Origin of the sequence: Streptomyces sp. NPDC059897, assembly GCF_042730865.1 — a bacterium.
Classification (GTDB): Bacteria; Actinomycetota; Actinomycetes; order Streptomycetales; family Streptomycetaceae; genus Streptomyces.
The window spans coordinates 1-15,439 of the sequence record NZ_JBHWKQ010000005.1 but is presented as its reverse complement, the minus strand read 5'-3'; the positions used below and the strand labels follow the sequence as shown (position 1 = coordinate 15,439).

Annotated in this window: 15 protein-coding genes; 7 read left to right on the top strand and 8 right to left on the bottom strand. The window is 71.9% G+C overall.

Annotation, left to right across the window (positions count from 1 at the left end; translation table 11 throughout):
• Positions 1-68 precede the first annotated feature (68 nt).
• Positions 69-839, bottom strand: coding sequence for an SDR family oxidoreductase (locus ACFV9W_RS07595; RefSeq protein ID WP_385756592.1), 771 nt, complete (start codon positions 837-839; stop codon positions 69-71).
• 109 nt (positions 840-948) lie between these two features.
• On the opposite strand from ACFV9W_RS07595, the gene ACFV9W_RS07590 reads away from it, so the two are divergent.
• The gene (locus ACFV9W_RS07590) at positions 949-2,580 is read left to right on the top strand and encodes an alkaline phosphatase D family protein (RefSeq protein ID WP_385756591.1); all 1,632 of its coding nucleotides are present in this window, start codon (positions 949-951) and stop codon (positions 2,578-2,580) included.
• 3 nt (positions 2,581-2,583) lie between these two features.
• Here the strand turns inward: ACFV9W_RS07590 and ACFV9W_RS07585 are convergent, their stop codons facing one another.
• Positions 2,584-3,576, bottom strand: coding sequence for a Gfo/Idh/MocA family protein (locus ACFV9W_RS07585; RefSeq protein ID WP_385756589.1), 993 nt, complete (start codon positions 3,574-3,576; stop codon positions 2,584-2,586).
• 107 nt (positions 3,577-3,683) lie between these two features.
• Here ACFV9W_RS07585 and ACFV9W_RS07580 point away from each other — a divergent pair, with 107 nt between their 5' ends.
• Genes ACFV9W_RS07580 through ACFV9W_RS07570 form a run of 3 tightly spaced genes read left to right on the top strand, consistent with a single transcriptional unit; the run spans position 3,684 to position 7,154 of the window.
• Entirely contained in the window at positions 3,684-5,006 is a 1,323-nt protein-coding gene (locus ACFV9W_RS07580) for a multidrug effflux MFS transporter (RefSeq protein ID WP_385756587.1), read from the top strand.
• The gene (locus ACFV9W_RS07575) at positions 5,003-6,127 is read left to right on the top strand and encodes a serine hydrolase domain-containing protein (protein WP_385757050.1); all 1,125 of its coding nucleotides are present in this window, start codon (positions 5,003-5,005) and stop codon (positions 6,125-6,127) included. The genes ACFV9W_RS07580 and ACFV9W_RS07575 overlap by 4 nt, the downstream gene beginning before the upstream one ends.
• Positions 6,128-6,170: 43 nt before the next feature.
• On the top strand, positions 6,171-7,154 hold the full coding sequence (locus ACFV9W_RS07570; protein WP_385756586.1) for a small ribosomal subunit Rsm22 family protein: 984 nt from the start codon (positions 6,171-6,173) through the stop codon (positions 7,152-7,154).
• A 145-nt stretch (positions 7,155-7,299) separates the two neighbouring features.
• On the opposite strand, the gene ddaH is transcribed toward ACFV9W_RS07570, so the two are convergent.
• Both ddaH and ACFV9W_RS07560 read right to left on the bottom strand, forming a co-directional pair.
• On the bottom strand, positions 7,300-8,130 hold the full coding sequence (gene ddaH, locus ACFV9W_RS07565; RefSeq protein WP_385756584.1) for a dimethylargininase: 831 nt from the start codon (positions 8,128-8,130) through the stop codon (positions 7,300-7,302).
• Between the two features lie 101 nt (positions 8,131-8,231).
• Complete coding sequence (locus ACFV9W_RS07560; RefSeq protein ID WP_385756583.1) at positions 8,232-8,417, bottom strand: DUF6243 family protein; 186 nt, start codon at positions 8,415-8,417, stop codon at positions 8,232-8,234.
• Between the two features lie 135 nt (positions 8,418-8,552).
• Between ACFV9W_RS07560 and ACFV9W_RS07555 the strand changes: the two genes are divergently transcribed.
• Positions 8,553-9,215, top strand: coding sequence for a TetR/AcrR family transcriptional regulator (locus ACFV9W_RS07555; RefSeq protein ID WP_385756580.1), 663 nt, complete (start codon positions 8,553-8,555; stop codon positions 9,213-9,215).
• 140 nt (positions 9,216-9,355) lie between these two features.
• Positions 9,356-10,108, top strand: a complete 753-nt coding sequence (locus ACFV9W_RS07550; RefSeq protein WP_385756578.1) for a bifunctional DNA primase/polymerase — start codon at positions 9,356-9,358, stop codon at positions 10,106-10,108.
• Between the two features lie 77 nt (positions 10,109-10,185).
• Here the strand turns inward: ACFV9W_RS07550 and ACFV9W_RS07545 are convergent, their stop codons facing one another.
• From ACFV9W_RS07545 to efeO, 4 genes are all read right to left on the bottom strand, one after another.
• Positions 10,186-11,166, bottom strand: a complete 981-nt coding sequence (locus ACFV9W_RS07545) for a hypothetical protein (protein ID WP_385756576.1) — start codon at positions 11,164-11,166, stop codon at positions 10,186-10,188.
• Between the two features lie 48 nt (positions 11,167-11,214).
• On the bottom strand, positions 11,215-12,060 hold the full coding sequence (efeU, locus tag ACFV9W_RS07540; protein ID WP_385756574.1) for an iron uptake transporter permease EfeU: 846 nt from the start codon (positions 12,058-12,060) through the stop codon (positions 11,215-11,217).
• A 6-nt stretch (positions 12,061-12,066) separates the two neighbouring features.
• Positions 12,067-13,344: an iron uptake transporter deferrochelatase/peroxidase subunit gene (efeB, locus tag ACFV9W_RS07535; protein WP_385756572.1), complete on the bottom strand. Its 1,278-nt coding sequence runs from the start codon at positions 13,342-13,344 to the stop codon at positions 12,067-12,069.
• Between the two features lie 62 nt (positions 13,345-13,406).
• The gene (gene efeO, locus ACFV9W_RS07530) at positions 13,407-14,552 is read right to left on the bottom strand and encodes an iron uptake system protein EfeO (RefSeq protein WP_385756571.1); all 1,146 of its coding nucleotides are present in this window, start codon (positions 14,550-14,552) and stop codon (positions 13,407-13,409) included.
• 161 nt (positions 14,553-14,713) lie between these two features.
• Between efeO and ACFV9W_RS07525 the strand changes: the two genes are divergently transcribed.
• Positions 14,714-15,364 (top strand): PhzF family phenazine biosynthesis protein, encoded by a 651-nt coding sequence (locus tag ACFV9W_RS07525; protein ID WP_385756569.1) that lies wholly within the window; start codon positions 14,714-14,716, stop codon positions 15,362-15,364.
• Positions 15,365-15,439 lie beyond the last annotated feature (75 nt).

Genomic DNA, 15,439 nt, shown 5'->3' with positions numbered 1-15,439 from the left:
TAGTCCAGTGGATCAAGCTCGGACACCGGAAGCGCGGCGGATCGGGACCGCGTCCCGGATCTTGGACGTCAGCCCCGGCCGATGTACGGCATGTTCGTCGCCAGGACCGTCGCGAACTGGACGTTCGCCTCCAGCGGCAGCTCCGCCATGTGCCGCACCGTGCGGCCGACGTCCGCGACGTCCATCACCGGCTCCGCCGCCAGTTCCCCGTTCGCCTGCGGGATGCCGCGCTGCATGACCTCGGTCATGTCGGTCGCCGCGTTGCCGATGTCGATCTGGCCGCAGGCGATCCGGTAGGGGCGGCCGTCGAGCGAGAGCGACTTCGTCAGGCCGGTCATGGCGTGCTTCGTCGTCGTGTACGCGATGGAGCGCGGGCGCGGCGCGTGCGCCGAGATGGAGCCGTTGTTGATGATCCGGCCGCCCTGCGGGTCCTGCTCCTTCATCCGCCGGAACGCCGCCTGCGCGCACAGGAACGCCCCGTTGAGGTTCACGTCGACGACCTGCCGCCACGCCTCGTAGTCGAGGTCTTCGATGCCCACGCCGCCGGGGCCGAACGTGCCCGCGTTGTTGAAGAGCAGGTCGAGGCGGCCGAAGCGGTCGCAGGACGCGGCAAAGAGCGCCGTGACGTCCTCGGGGCGCGACACGTCCGCGGGGACCACGAGGGATTCGGTGTCCGGGGCGAGCGCCGCGGTCGTCTCCAGGGGCTCGGCGCGGCGGCCCGCGAGGGCCACCCGCCAGCCCGCCCGCAGCAGTTCGAGGGCGACGGCCCGGCCGATGCCGGAGCCCGCACCGGTGACGACGGCGGTGCGCGAAGCGGTGTCCGTTTGCGAAGCGTTCATGGGGCCGCAGCGTACGGGTCGCGCGGCCACGCGGAGATCATCGATCCGCCATGTGGCTGTTGTGTACGTGACAGTCGGCCGTCGTCCCCGGCCACTGCAATAACGCTTCATGCCTCACATACCGCAGCACGCAGCCGAACTCCGTGTCGCCGCCCAGCACTTGGGCCGCAGGAGATTCCTCACCGTCACCGGCGCCGCCGCCGCGCTCGCCTTCGCGACCAACCTGCCGACGGCCGGCACCGCGGCCGCCGCCGAGCTCGACGCCAAGAAGATCAAGAGCGACCCCTTCACGCTCGGCATCGCCTCCGGCGACCCGCTGCCCGACTCCGTGCTGCTGTGGACGCGCCTCGCCCCGTCCCCGTACGAGACCGGCGGCGGGCTGCCCGCCGCCCGCGTCGACGTGGCCTGGGAGCTGGCGCTCGACGAGAAGTTCCGCCGTGTGGTGCGCCGCGGCACCACCACCGCGCACCCCGAGTACAACCACTCCGTGCACGTCGAGGTCGCGGGGCTCGCCCCGGGCCGCGTGTACTACTACCGCTTCCGCGCGGGGAGCTGGGTGAGCGCCGCGGGCCGCACCCGCACCGCGCCCGCCGTCGGCTCGAACACCTCCGCGCTGACCCTCGCCGCGGTGTCCTGCCAGGCGTACCACGACGGGTACTTCACCGCGTACAAGCACCTCGCCGAGGAGGACATCGATGTGGTCTTCCACCTCGGTGACTACCTCTACGAGTACGCCGTCACCTCGGCCGGCGGCGCCCGCAAGTACACCGACCGCGTGCTGCCCGACGTCTTCAACCGGGAGACCGTGACGCTGGAGGACTACCGGCTGCGGTACGCCCTCTACAAGTCCGACGAGAACCTGCGCGCCGCGCACGCCGCGCACCCCTTCGTCGTCACCTGGGACGACCACGAAACCGAGAACAACTACGCGGGCGACACCGACGAGAACGGCAACCCGCCCGAGGAGTTCCTGCTGCGCCGCGCCTCCGCCTACCGCGCGTACTGGGAGAACCAGCCGCTGCGCCGCCCGCAGGTGCCGAGCGGCCCCGACATGAAGGTCTACCGGCGGCTGCACTGGGGCCGGCTCGCCCAGTTCGACATCCTCGACACCCGCCAGTACCGCACCGACCAGGCCAACGGCGACGGCTGGAAGACGCCGACGCCCGAGTCCGAGGCCGCCTCGCAGACGCTGCCCGGCTTCACCCAGGAGCGCTGGCTGACCGACGGCTGGCGCGACTCGCGGGCCCTGTGGAACGTCGTCCCGCAGCAGGTCACGTTCTCCCGCAGGAACAACGCGTCCGCCGGCAACACCACGCTGTCCATGGACTCCTGGGACGGCTACCCGGCCTCCCGCGAGCGGCTCCTCAAGGGCGCCGAGGCGGCCCGCGTGGAGAACCTGATGGTCCTCACCGGTGACGTCCACGTCTCGTACGCCATGGACATCAAGCGGGACGCCGCCGACCAGGGCTCCCGCACGGTCGGCACCGAGATCGTGACGACCTCGATCGCCAGCGGCAAGGACGGCGCGGCGCGCCCCGCGAACTGGGCCGGCTACCTCGCCCGCAACCCGCACATGAAGCACTACAACGGCCAGCGTGGCTACACGACCGTGGAGTTGGGCCGGGAGGCGGCGCGCGCCGACTTCAAGACGGTGTCCGCCGTGACCACGCCGGGGGCGGCGCTCACCACGGCGGCGTCCTTCGTGACGGCCGTCGGGGAGCCGGGCCTGAAGCCCGCGTAGCGGTCACTCGCCGGGATAGCGGACGCCGACCCGTTCCCTGACGGCGTCGAGCGTCCGCATCACGGCGAGCGAGCCGTCCAGCGGCACCAGCGGCGACTCGGTGTCGCCCGCCCGGATCCGCCGCGTCACCTCGATCGCCTCGTGCCGCATCGAATCGCGCGGCCCGTCCTCGGGCGCCGCCACGAACTCCTCGGGGTCCCGGCCGTCCCGGTGCAGCACGAACCGCTCCGGGTGGAAGAACCCGTCCGGTATGTCGATCCGCCCGGCCGAACCGGTCACCGAGGCGGTCACGCCCGTGCCGGCGTTGATCGCGCAGTGCAGCAGCGCCCGCGCCCCGCCGTCCCACGACAGCAGCATCCCGGTCTGCAGATCGACGCCCTCGGCGGAGAGCTGCGCGGACGCCATCACGTCGGCGGGCTCCCCGAGCAGCAGCTGCGCGAACGACACCGGATACACGCCGAGGTCCAGGAGCGCGCCGCCGCCCTGCGCCGGATCACGCAGCCGGTGCGCGGGCGGGAACGGTCCGGCGAGCCCGAAGTCGGCCTGCACCGTGCGGACCTCGCCGATCGCCCCGTCGTCGACGAGCGCCTTGAGCCGCCGCACCAGCGGATGGCAGTACATCCACATGGCCTCCATCAGGAACACGCCCCGCGAGCGCGCCAGCGTCACCAGCTCCGCCGCCTCCCGCGCGTTCAGCGTGAACGCTTTCTCGCACAGCACCGCCCGGCCCGCCTCAAGGCAGAGCCCGGCGGCTTCCCGGTGCGCGGCGTGCGGCGTCGCGACGTACACCACGTCGACGTCCTCGTCCGCGGCGAGCGAGGCCCAGTCGCCGTACGCCCGCTCGATCCCGAAGCGCTCCGCGAAGGCCTTCGCCGAGGTCTCCTTGCGCGAGGCCACGGCCACCACCTCGGCGTCCGGCAAATCGAGCAGATCGGCCGTGAACGACGCGGCGATCCCGCCCGTCGCGAGAATTCCCCAACGCACCCGCTCCGCCATCGCGCCCCACCCACTCCAGATATTGGTCTCGACCGCACCGCCGAGCTGAGAGCATAGGGAATCGCACAGGTGGCCGGGAGAGACGAAGGGAAACGAGGGGCAACGGGATGAAGGACAGCGGATGTTCCACCGGGAGCACCACGGGGGAGAACGCGACCGGTGAGATCCGGTCCGCCGCCCCAACTCCCGTCCCCAAGGCGGCAGTCGGTGCCGGCGCGAGCCTCCTCGTCACCTTCATCCTCGGCGGCCTGACCGCCGTACCGCCGCTGTCCATGGACATGTACCTGCCGGCCCTGCCGGAGGTCACCGGGTCCCTGCACACCTCGGCCGCCACCGCCCAGCTCACCCTCACCGCATGCCTGACCGGCATGGCGCTCGGGCAGCTCGTGGTCGGCCCGATGAGCGACAAGTGGGGCCGCCGCAGGCCGCTCATCATCAGCCTGCTCATCTACATCCTCGCGACGGCGATCTGCGCCTTCGCGCCGAACGCGACCCTCCTCATCGCCTTCCGCCTGATGCAGGGCCTCGCGGGCTCGGCGGGCATCGTGATCGCGCGGGCCGTGGTCCGCGACCTGTACGACGGCGTCGCCATGGCCCGCTTCTTCTCCTCCCTGATGCTGATCTCGGGCATCGCCCCGATCGTCGCGCCGCTGATCGGCGGCCAGGTGCTGCGGTTCACCGACTGGCGCGGCGTCTTCATCGTGCTCACCGGCATCGGCATCGCGCTCACCGCCGTCGTGTGGAAGTTCCTGCCGGAGACCCTCGCGCCCGAGCGGCGGCACGGCGGCGGCACCATGGAGGCGCTGCGCACGATGCGCGGACTGCTCGCCGACCGCGTCTTCCTCGGCTACACGCTCGTCGGCGGCTTCGCGTTCGCGGCACTCTTCGCGTACGTGAGCGCCAGCCCGTTCGTCATCCAGGAAATCTACGGAGCCTCCCCCCAGACGTTCAGCCTCCTCTTCGGCCTCAACTCGATCGGCCTGATCGCCGTCGGCCAGCTCAACGGCAAGGTGCTCGTCGGGCGCGTCAACCTCGACAAGGTGCTCGGCATCGGCCTCACCCTCGTCGTCCTCGCCGCCGCTTTCCTCCTCCTGGCCGCGAGCGGCGTCTTCGGAACGCCCGAGGAACTCGGCCTCGCGCCCATCGCCGCCGGCCTCTTCGTCCTCATGGCCTGCATGGCCCTGACCACGCCCAACACCAACGCCCTCGCCCTCATGCGCACCCCGCACGCGGCGGGCTCCGCCTCCGCGCTGCTCGGCACGGCCTCGTTCCTGATCGGCGCCATCGCCTCCCCGCTCGTCGGCATCGCGGGCGAGCACACGGCCGTCCCGATGGCGCTGGTCCAGCTCGTCTCCGGGGTCGTCGCGGCGCTCGCCTTCGTGACCCTGTGCCGCCCCTGGCAGCGGCGCCCGGCGGGTGAGCAGCGCTGAACGCGCCGAGACTGCGCCACGGCACCCCCGAGCGGGCCGGGCTCGACTCAGAGCAGCTCGCCGGGCTGCTCTCCGACGTGCGCCGGCTGCCCGAGGGGCCGCGGCCCTGGTGCGCCGGGGCCGTCGTGCTCGCGGGGCGCGGCCCGGTGATCGCGGCGGAGGGGGCGTACGGCTGGGCGGCGCGCTACGCGTCGTACGACGAGGCGACCGACACGGGAATCGAGCTGCCGCCCGAGGCCCGCGTCTCGATGACGCCCGACACCCCCGTCGACCTGGCCTCGCTCACCAAACTCTTCACCTCCATCGCCGCCGTGCAGCAGATCGAGCGCGGCAGACTCGGCATCGACGCGAAGGCCGGCGCGTACGTCCCCGAGTTCAGGGCCGCCGCCCGGCACGGCATCACGGTCCGTGACCTGCTCACCCACACCTCGGGCCTGCGCCCCGAACTCCCGCTGTACGACGCCCCGGACGCGGCGACGCGCCTGGCCCTCCTGCGCGCCGAGGAACCGTCATCGGCGCTGGGCGACTACCTCTACTCCGACCTGAACATGCTGCTCCTCCAGCACGTCCTGGAGCGCGTCACGGACCGCCCCCTCGACGTCCTGATCCGCGAGGGCATCACCCGCCCCCTCGGCATGACCGCCACCGGGTACGGCCCGTGCCCCGGCGCCGCCGCCACCGAGGACCAGCGCCGCCCCTGGGCCAAGGCCGACCGGGGCATGCTGCGCGGCGAGGTGCACGACGAGAACGCCTGGGCGCTCGGCGGCGTCGCCGGCCACGCGGGCCTCTTCTCCACGGCGCACGACCTGGCCGTCCTCTGCCGCACCCTCCTCACCGGCGGCTCCTACGGCACGGCCCGCATACTCGGCCCCGACTTCGTCGACCTGATGCTGACCCCGCCAGGACTCGGCTTCCGCCTCGACCAGTCCTGGTTCATGGGCGAACTGGCGGGCCGCGGCGCGGCGGGCCACACCGGTTTCACGGGAACGTCCCTGGTGATCGACCCGGCGACCGACACGTTCCTGATCCTCCTCGCCAACACGGTCCACCCCCGCCGCCGCGGCCCGTCGAACGGCCCGCGGGTGGCGGCGGGGAACCGGGTGGCGCGGGCGGTGGTCTGAGGCGGACCCCGTGACCGTCTCCACCGGTTCGTAGAATCAGGGGGTGAACACCCCCCTCCAGTCGCCCTCCGACACCCTCCGCACGGCTCTGGCCGGGCTCGTCGACGGCCTTCCGCCCACGCAGGCGGCGAAGGCCGTCGAGCGGCTCATCGCGAACTACCGGGGGACCACCCCGACCGACGCCCCGATCCTGCGGGAGCGGGCGGACGTCGTCGCGTACGCGGCGTACCGGATGCCGGCGACGTTCGAGGCGGTGCGCTCCGCGCTCGACGCGCTGGACGCCGCGTCCGACCGGTCGCCCGCGAGCCACCTCGACATCGGCGGCGGCACGGGCGCGGCCGTGTGGGCGGCGCGGGACGTGTGGCCGGGGGAGCGGACCACGACGGTCGTCGACTGGTCGCAGCCCGCGCTCGACCTCGGCCGCGAACTGGCGGCGGCCGAGGGCGGGTTGGCGCACTCCGTACGGTGGGAACGGGGCCGGATCGGGGCACACGACGCGCCGGAGGCCGACCTCGTCACCGTCTCGTACGTCCTGAAGGAACTGACCGAGGCCGACCGCACGACCGTCGTCGACGCCGCCGCGGCGGCCGCCACCGGCGCCGTCGTGATCATCGAGCCCGGCACCCCGGACGGCTACGCCCGCGTCATCGAGGCCCGCGACCGCCTGATCGCCGCGGGCTTCCACATCGCCGCGCCCTGCCCGCACAGCGCCGCCTGCCCCATCGTGCCGGGCACGGACTGGTGCCACTTCTCGGCACGCGTCGCCCGCTCCTCGCTGCACCGCCAGGTCAAGGGCGGCTCCCTCGCGTACGAGGACGAGAAGTTCGCCTACGTCGCCGCGACCCGCTCCGAGCCGACGCCCGCCCCGTCCCGCGTCATCCGCAAGCCCCAGATCCGCAAGGGCCAGGTCCTCCTCGACCTCTGCGAGGCGGAGGGCACCCTGCGACGGACCACGGTGACGAAGAAGCACGGCGAGGCGTACAAGACCGCGCGAAACGCGGAGTGGGGCGACGAGTGGGCTGATTGAGGTGGCTGGGGCCGGGCGATTGAGCAGCGGGCCCCGCATCCGCAACGCCGGTTCGGCAATTCAAGCCCCGCCGGCGATTGAGGCGCGGGGCCCGGGGCAGAGCCCCGCGACCTCAACCACGGCACAGGCCGAACGAAACCCCCGGTCAGCGGAGCTCAAGCGTGCAGCACTTCACCGACCCGCCCCCCTTCAGCAATTCGCCCAGATCCATCCCCACCGGCACGAACCCCCGCTCCCGCAGCGGCCCGAACAACCCCACGGCCCCCTGCGGCAGCACCACGTTCAGGCCGTCCGACACCGCGTTCAGGCCGAAGGCCCCCGCATCCGCCTCGGAGGCGATCAGCGCGTCGGGGAACATCCGCCGCAGCACCGCCCGGCTCCCGGCCGAGAACGCCTCCGGGTAGTACATGACGCAGTCGCCCGCGTCATCGAGCACGGCCAGCGCCGTATCCAGGTGGTAGAAGCGCGGATCCACCAGATCGAGCCCGATCACCGGCCGCCCGAACCACTCCTGCGCCTCCCCGTGCGACAGCGGCGAGGCCCGGAAGCCCCGCCCCGCGAGCACGTACGAGGCGGTGACGGCGAAGTCGCCCTCGCCCTCGTTGACGTGGACCGGCTCGTGCACCTCGGCGTAGCCGTGCGAGCGGAACCACTCCAGGTGCGCGGCGGCCTCCGCCTCCCGCTCCGGGTGCGCGAACCGGGCGCCGAGCACCCGCCCGTCCACCACGGTCGCGCCGTTCGCCGCGAACACCATGTCCGGGAGGCCGGGGCGCGGGTCGAGCAGTTCCACGGTGTGGCCGAGCGCGCGGTAGCGGGCGACCAGGTCCTCCCACTGGGCGACCGCGAGCGGGACGTCGACGGGTTTCGCCGGGTCCATCCACGGGTTGATCGAGTACGTGACCTTGAAGTGTGCCGGTGGGCACATGAGATAGCGCCGGGGTGTGGCGCGACGTTCGACAAGGCGCGGATTACGCAATGAGGGCTCCTCACGACCGCAGGGCTGGTTGGAAGCCCATGGTGCGGTCGGAGGAGCCCTCGGGGCTGTGAACCGAACGGGTGGTTCACGGCTGGCCCTGATCACGACGCGTCGTGCGTGCCGCGCTTCTCCTGGAGTTTGCGCAGCAGCTCACGCTTCTGCGCCACCGGGTCGGCGCCCCCGCCACCGACGCGTCCGACGCGTCCGCCGCCGCGCATCGCCTTGCGGGACATGTTGCTGCGGGCGCCGCCGACGCCCAGCATGCCGCCTGCTCCACCTCGGGTCATGGTGTCCTCCTCCATCGATGCGACGAGACGTATCGTCTCGCGTTGCTGACGTGCTCCACTGTGGGCGAGACGCTTCGTCTTGTCAAGGGTAATCGAGACGGACCGTCTCGGCTCGCCCGCTGCTACATTCGAACCATGTCAGCCACGAACAGCCAGTCGGCGAAGAAGGCCGCCCCCGACGCCACCCGCCGCAGCGAACGCTCCCGCCGCGCGATCTACGACGCCGCCCTCGGCCTCGTGGGGGAGATCGGCTACCCGCGCACCACCATCGAGGGCATCGCCGCCCGCGCCGGAGTCGGCAAGCAGACGATCTACCGATGGTGGGGCTCGAAGGCCGAGGTCCTGATGGAGGCCTTCATCGACCTCGGCGAGCGCAACCAGGAGGCCGCCGCCGAGAAGCACCCCGACTACCCGCTCGACTTCGACTCCCTGCCCGACACCGGCGACATCGAGGCCGACCTCAAACTGGTGCTGCGCGCCACTGTCGACGAGCTGAAGGACCCCCGCTTCGAGGCGCCTGCCCGCGCGCTCGCCGCCGAGGGCCTCGCCAACCGCGACTTCGCCGAGGACTTCGTCGCCAAGCTCCTCATGCCCGGGCTCGACCTGTACGCGGCCCGGCTGCGCGCCGCCCAAGAAGCCGGCCAGGTGCGCGCCGAGGTCGACCCGCTGATCGCCCGCGACCTGTTCTCCGGACCCCTCGCCCAGCGCTGGCTGCAGAACACCGGACCGCTCGACCACGCGTACGCGGACGCGATCGTCGAGTACGCCCTCTACGGGATCGGCGCCCGCCGCCCCTAGAAGCGGGCCCCGCGCGCCCTCACCCACCCCGGATGTGGACTGTGGCCACCCGAGGCGCAGGATGGTGGGACACTTTTGGTCCAAGGTTCATCCGGACTCGGCACGACAGCAGTGGCTCGACGGCGATGGTGAGGGGATTGATGGGCGCGGAGCAGGGCCGCCGATTCGGCGGGCGGGGCGACACGGCGGGGCGTACGACGGGCGGACTGATCTCCCGGTGGCTGAGGTCCGCGCGCGGCCCGAAGGACACCGCGGCCGCCGACGCGGACCGTGTGGACCTGCTGCTCGCCGCTGCCGCCGCCGGACTGCCGCTGGCCCCGGCCGCGTACCCCTCCGACTATCGGTGCTCGTGCAACCGCGTCGGCTGTCCCACCCCCGGCAGGCACCCCGTCTCCTTCGCCTGGCAGACCCAGTCGACGACGGACCGCGCGCAGATCGAGCGCTGGGCCGGGCATCAGCCGCAGGCCAACTTCATCACCGCGACCGGCATGGTCCACGACGTCCTCGACGTTCCGCTGGAGGCGGGGTACGAGGCGCTGGAGCGGCTGCTCGCCGCCGGGATCGAGGTCGGGCCCGTCGCCGAGTCCGGCGGCGACCGCGTGCTCTTCTTCACGGCGACGCGCGGGACGCCGGACGAGGAGGACGAGTGGTGGCCCTGCGAGCTGGACTGCCACCCCGAGACCATGGACGAGCATCCGGGACTGCGGTGGCACTGCCGCGGGTCGTACGTGCTGGTGCCGCCGGCGCGGCTGCCGGGGGAGCGGTCCGTGTTCTGGGTGCGGGGGCCGGAGCATCCGCTTCCTGATCCGCTCACGTTGCTGGAGACGTTGACGGACGCGTGCGCGCGGTATGTCGGCGCGGAGGAGCCGGACTTCACGTCCGCATGGCCGTAGGCACATCAGGCCCCGCTCTTGGACGAGAGCCCGCGGGGTCCGGGGCAGAGCCACGGGACCGCAACGACGGGTGACCGTCAGTTGCCCTCGGCGGTGGTGATGCCCTCCACGCGGGAGACCACGTTCACCTTGCCGGATCCCCCCGGAGGGTCGATCGCCGCCTGGCCCGAGACGTAGCCGTACATCGCCGACTCCTTCGGCTCGCCCTTCATCAGCGCCTTCACGTCCGCCCCGATCGCGGGCAGATTGCTGCCGGGGAACGCGGTCAGCTTCTCGTAGCGGCGGGTCGTGAAGAAGACGAGGGCGCCGCCGTTCTCGGTGCGCAGGGCCACGGGGGCGTAATTGCCCTCGGTGAGGGACTCGTCGATGAACTGCGTGGTGAGGCCGGGGCGCGTGTCGATCCGCTCGCGGGTCTGGCGCCAGCGCGTGGTGTGCGGGCCGGGGGCGTAACCGTCCCCGCCCTTCTTGAGGTACTGGATGTACTTGTCGCCCATGTCCTTCGGACGCTGCGCGAGACCCGACGCGTCCGGGTCGACGGACTCGGCCCAACCGTCCTTGTCCGTCTTGAACTTGGGGACCGTGCCGTCGCGGAGCAGGGAGAGGTACGAGACGGCCCACGGCGCGTTCTCGGCGTTGCGGGTGAAGACCATCACCCAGCGGTAGCCGTCGACCCGGTTGTTGTCCGAGTCCGAGACGAACCAGCGCGGCCAGCCCGCCTTCTTCGGCACCGTGATCCGCGTGTCGGTGAGCTTCAGCGGCGAGTGCTTCGGGTTGCCGTTCGGGTTGAGCGCGCGGCCCGCCTTCAGCTTCGCCGCGTCGATCGCGCCGAGCGCGCCGGTGACGTGCTTGGCGTCGGCGTCCGCGTCGTACGTCCGGTCCGCCTCGTTGTACGCGTCCACGAACGTGTCGACGGCGCGCGCCGCCTGCCCCTTCGTGGTCGTCGGGACGATCTCCAGCTCGCCGTGCACGGTCACGCAGCCGCTCGCGGTGAGGGACAGCACGACCGCGGCGGCCGCCGCTGCGACCGGTCGGCCGATCCTGTTCCTGGCCTCGCTCATGACGTTCGATTCACCTTCCGCTCCCCGGCCCTGCCACGGGCCCGAACCCTACCGGGAAGAGGAGGCCCGCACTGCCGCGACCCTGCGGGAAAGCAGTCCGGGAGACGCGAGGAACAGGGCGAGAGTGGGGACAAGGTAGACGAACCAGACGGTGACCTGCAGAACGGTCGGGTCGGGCTGGAAGTTGAAGACACCCTTCAGGAGCGTGCCGAGCCAGCCGTCCGGGGAGATCGTGGAACTGATGTCGAACGCCAGGTGGTTCAGGCCGCCGACGAAGTCGGCCTCCTGCAGGTCGTGGACGCCGTACGCGAGGACACCCGCCGCCACGACGATCAGCATGCCGCCGGTCCACGTGAAGAACTTCGCGAGGTTGATGCGCAGCGCGCCCCGGTAGAACAGCCAGCCGAGGACGACGGCCGTGGCGAGCCCGAGCAGCGCGCCGATCACCGGTTCCGTCGTGCCGTCGCTGGTGGCGTGCACCGCCGTCCACACGAACAGGGAGGTCTCCAGGCCCTCACGGCCCACCGCGAGGAACGCCGTCACGACGAGGGCCGCCGTGCCCGTCCGCAGGGCGCTGTCCAGCTTGCCGTGCAGCTCCGACTTCAGGTGCCGGGCGGTGCGCCGCATCCAGAACACCATCCATGTCACCAGGCCCACGGCGATGATCGACAGCGAGCCGCCGAGCGCCTCCTGCGCCTGGAACGTCAGCTCCTGCGAGCCGAACTCCAGGCCCGCGCCGAACCCGAGCGACACCAGGACGGCGACGCCGACCCCCGCCCACACCGGCTTCAGGGCGTCCCTGCGCTCCGTCTTCACCAGGTACGCGACGAGGATGCACACGATGAGGCCGGCTTCCAGGCCCTCGCGCAGCCCGATCAGATAGTTCGCGAACATCGCGTCTCACGCCTCCTTCTGCTTCTGCTCGAAGAGGCCGCGGCCCCACCAGTCACTGCCGTCCCGCACCCCCGGCGGCACCGCGAACACCGCCGAACCGACGTGCTGGATGTACTCGTTGAGCGCGTCCGTCGCGAGGCTGCGCTGCACCGGGATGAACCCCTTGCGCACGTCCTTCTGGTACGCGAGGAAGAACAGGCCCGCGTCGAGCCGGCCGAGCCCGTCCGTGCCGTCGGTGAACGAGTAGCCGCGGCGCAGCAGCGTCGCCCCCTGGTTGGTGTCGGGGTGCGCGAGCCGCACGTGCGCGTCCGGCTTCATGGCCTTCAGGAACGGCTCGTCGCGCTCCTTCGCCCTGCCGACGGGAGCGCCTTCGCCCTTGTCCCGGCCGAACACGTCCTCCTGCTCCTGCAGCGACGTACGGTCCCAGGTCTCGATGTTCATCCGGATCCGCCGGGCGACCAGGTACGAGCCGCCCTTCATCCACCCGGCGTCCGCGGCGTCCACCCACACGTGCTTGTCGAGGCGGCCCTTCTCGGTGCCCGCGATGTTGCGGGTGCCGTCCTTGAAGCCCATGAGGTTACGGGGGGTCTGCGCGTCCGGCGTCGTCGACGAGGTCTTGCCGAAGCCGAGCTGCGACCAGCGGATGGCGACCTTGCCCATGCCGATCCGGGCGAGGTTGCGGATGGCGTGCACGGCGACCTGCGGGTCGTCGGCGCAGGCCTGGACGCACAGATCGCCGCCGCTGCGGGTCCTCTCCAGGTTCTCGCCGGGGAACTTCGGCAGGTCGACGAGCGCGTCCGGGCGCTTGTCGGCGATACCGAGGGCCTTCCCGTGCTTCTCGAAGAGGGACGGCCCGAAGCCGATCGTCAGCGTGAGCCGGGACGGTTGCAGCCCCAGCGCCTCGCCCGTGTCGTCCGGCGGCGCCTCGACGAGCCCGCCGTACGCGCCCTCGCCGACGGCGCGGCCCTCGGTCATCCGCGCGGCGGCCTTCGTCCAGTCCTTCAGGAGCCGCACGAACTCCTCGCGGTCGGTGGTCTTCACGTCGAACGCCGCGAAGTGCAGCCGGTCCTGCACCGCCGTGGCGATCCCGGCCTGATGCGCGCCGTGGAACGGCACCGCGCCGCCGGCCCCACCGGCGGGCCGCATGTCCGAGCCCTCGCCCGACCGGGCCAGGGCGACGGCGCCGCCCGCGGCCGCGGCACCGAGCGCGAGCCCGGCGCCGCCGACGGCGAGCAGGGAACGCCGGGATGTGGCAGGGGAGTTGGAGGTCTCGTCGTCCGTCATGGCGACCCTCTCCTCGCGGTGCGTGTTCACGTGTACGGCGTGCGGCTACGGGACGACGACGGCTACTTGACGACCGCCGCGGCCAGCTGCGACAGCGGCTCCGCCAGCGCGTTGACCGCGTCGGACAGCTCCTTCTGGTCCGCCTTGCCGACCTTGTCGTAGGAGACGAACTCGTAACCGCTCTTGCCCTCGCGGTACTTGTCGAGGAGCTTGTCCAGCGCGGCGAACTGCTTGTCCAGCTCCTTGGTGAGCGCGGCGTCGTTCTTCGAAGTGACCGGCTTGAGCAGCTCGTACGCCTTCTCCGCGCCCTCGACGTTGGCCTTGAAGTCGACGAGGTCGGTGTGCGAGTAGCGCTCCTCCTCGCCGGTGACCTTGCCGGTGGCGACCTCGTCGAGCAGCTCCTTGGCGCCGTTGGCCATGGAGGTGGGCGTGATCTCCGCCTTGCCGACGCGCCGCTGCCAGTCCTTCAGGTCCTTGTCGAGCCGGTCGGCGAGCCCCTTCTCGGCCTCGCCGAGCTTCTTGTCCTTCCACAGCGCCTTCTCCAGGCGGTGCCAGCCGGTCCACTTCTGGCCCTCTTCGAGGCCGTCGGCCCGCACGTCGACCTTCGGGTCGATGTCGCCGAAGGACTCGGCGACCGGCTCGGTGCGCTCCCAGCCGATACGGGAGGGGGCGTACGCCTTCTTGGCGGCCTCCAGGTCCCCGTCGCGGACGGCGTCGGTGAAGGTCTTCGCCTTCGGCAGCGTCTCGTCGGCCTGGGTCTGGGTGTACTCGCGGTAGGCGGCGACGGCCTTGTCGAGGCGCGGGTCCCGCTTCGCCGTGGCCTTGCCGCCGGTCACCTGCACGTCCTGGCGGTGGCCCTTGCCCTTCATGCCGGGGATGCAGGCGATGCGGTAGTCGCCGCTCTTCACCTCGGCGGTGAGGCTGTGCTTGGTGCCGGGGCCGATGTTCTCGCGCTCGGAGACGATCCGGTCGTCCGGGAAGAGGATCTCGACCTCGGTGACCCGGGACCCCTTGTTCTCGACCGCCAACTCCACGTGCCCCGCGGGGAACTTCTTCTTGGAGACCTGGCAGCTGTCGTCGTCGGCGGTCACCTTGATCGCCCCGGAACCGGCGCTCTTCGCGTCGCTCTTCTGGGTGCAGCCCGTGACGGCGGTCAGGGCGGCCACCGCGGCGACGGCGGTGGAAACGGTGAGTCGGGCGGCTCGCATGCGGGCTCCAAGGCGTACAGCGGCGGTACGGGGGTGCGCAGGACAGGGGCAACTAAGGCCGCCCTAACTTATCTGAGGCTTACCTCAGTGCCGCCCATGCTCAAGTCAGGGAAGCGTCAAGTGCTGGTCAAGTCCGGAATGTCGCGTGGTTGACTGCCGCCATGAACCAGTACGGCATCGAGTACGAGGTGGTGCGCGTCTTCTGCGCCGCCGACGGCCGGGAGGGCAACGCGCTGGGCGTCGTCCGCGAGGGAGCGAGCCTCCCCGATCGGGGCGAACGGCAGGCGTTCGCCGCCAAGCTGGGCTTCAGCGAGACCGTCTTCGTCGACGACCCCGAGCGCGGCGTCATCGACATCTACACGCCGACCGCGCGCCTGCCGTTCGCCGGGCACCCCTGCGTCGGCACGGCCTGGCTGCTCGACGTGCCGGAACTCGTCGTGCCCGCGGGCGTCGTCGGGGCGCGCCAGGACGGCGAGTTCACCTGGGTCGAGGCGCGCGCGGAGTGGGCGCCGGGGCGCACGCTGCGGCAGTACGGCTCAGCCGCCGAGGTGGACGCGCTGCCGGTTCCTCCGGAGGGCGAGTGGATCTACGCGTGGGCCTGGGAGGACGAGGCCGCGGGCCGCGTCCGGGCCCGCGGGTTCCCCGGCCGCGGCGACGGCATTGTGGAGGACGAGGCGACGGGGGCGGCCGCCCTGGCCCTGACCGGCAGCCTCGGCCGGGCCCTCAACATCCGCCAGGGCCGCGGCTCCCAAATCCTCACGGCTCCCCTCCCGGGGGACCTGGTGGAGGTGGGCGGCCGGGTCCGCTTGTGACGCTCACCCGCACGGGGCTCTGCCCCGGACCCCGCGCCTCAATCGCCGGCGGGGCTTGATAAATCAAGCCCCGCC

Bases quoted from the DNA above. Each gene is read 5' to 3' on its own strand.
- ACFV9W_RS07545 (WP_385756576.1), bottom strand. From the start codon at position 11,166: ATGAGCGAGGCCAGGAACAGGATCGGCCGACCGGTCGCAGCGGCGGCC.
- ACFV9W_RS07590 (WP_385756591.1), top strand. From the start codon at position 949: ATGCCTCACATACCGCAGCACGCAGCCGAACTCCGTGTCGCCGCCCAG.
- ACFV9W_RS07595 (WP_385756592.1), bottom strand. From the start codon at position 839: ATGAACGCTTCGCAAACGGACACCGCTTCGCGCACCGCCGTCGTCACC.
- efeO (WP_385756571.1), bottom strand. From the start codon at position 14,552: ATGCGAGCCGCCCGACTCACCGTTTCCACCGCCGTCGCCGCGGTGGCC.
- efeU (WP_385756574.1), bottom strand. From the start codon at position 12,060: ATGTTCGCGAACTATCTGATCGGGCTGCGCGAGGGCCTGGAAGCCGGC.
- ACFV9W_RS07555 (WP_385756580.1), top strand. From the start codon at position 8,553: ATGTCAGCCACGAACAGCCAGTCGGCGAAGAAGGCCGCCCCCGACGCC.
- ACFV9W_RS07580 (WP_385756587.1), top strand. From the start codon at position 3,684: ATGAAGGACAGCGGATGTTCCACCGGGAGCACCACGGGGGAGAACGCG.
- ACFV9W_RS07525 (WP_385756569.1), top strand. From the start codon at position 14,714: ATGAACCAGTACGGCATCGAGTACGAGGTGGTGCGCGTCTTCTGCGCC.
- ACFV9W_RS07585 (WP_385756589.1), bottom strand. From the start codon at position 3,576: ATGGCGGAGCGGGTGCGTTGGGGAATTCTCGCGACGGGCGGGATCGCC.
- efeB (WP_385756572.1), bottom strand. From the start codon at position 13,344: ATGACGGACGACGAGACCTCCAACTCCCCTGCCACATCCCGGCGTTCC.
- ACFV9W_RS07560 (WP_385756583.1), bottom strand. From the start codon at position 8,417: ATGACCCGAGGTGGAGCAGGCGGCATGCTGGGCGTCGGCGGCGCCCGC.
- ACFV9W_RS07550 (WP_385756578.1), top strand. From the start codon at position 9,356: ATGGGCGCGGAGCAGGGCCGCCGATTCGGCGGGCGGGGCGACACGGCG.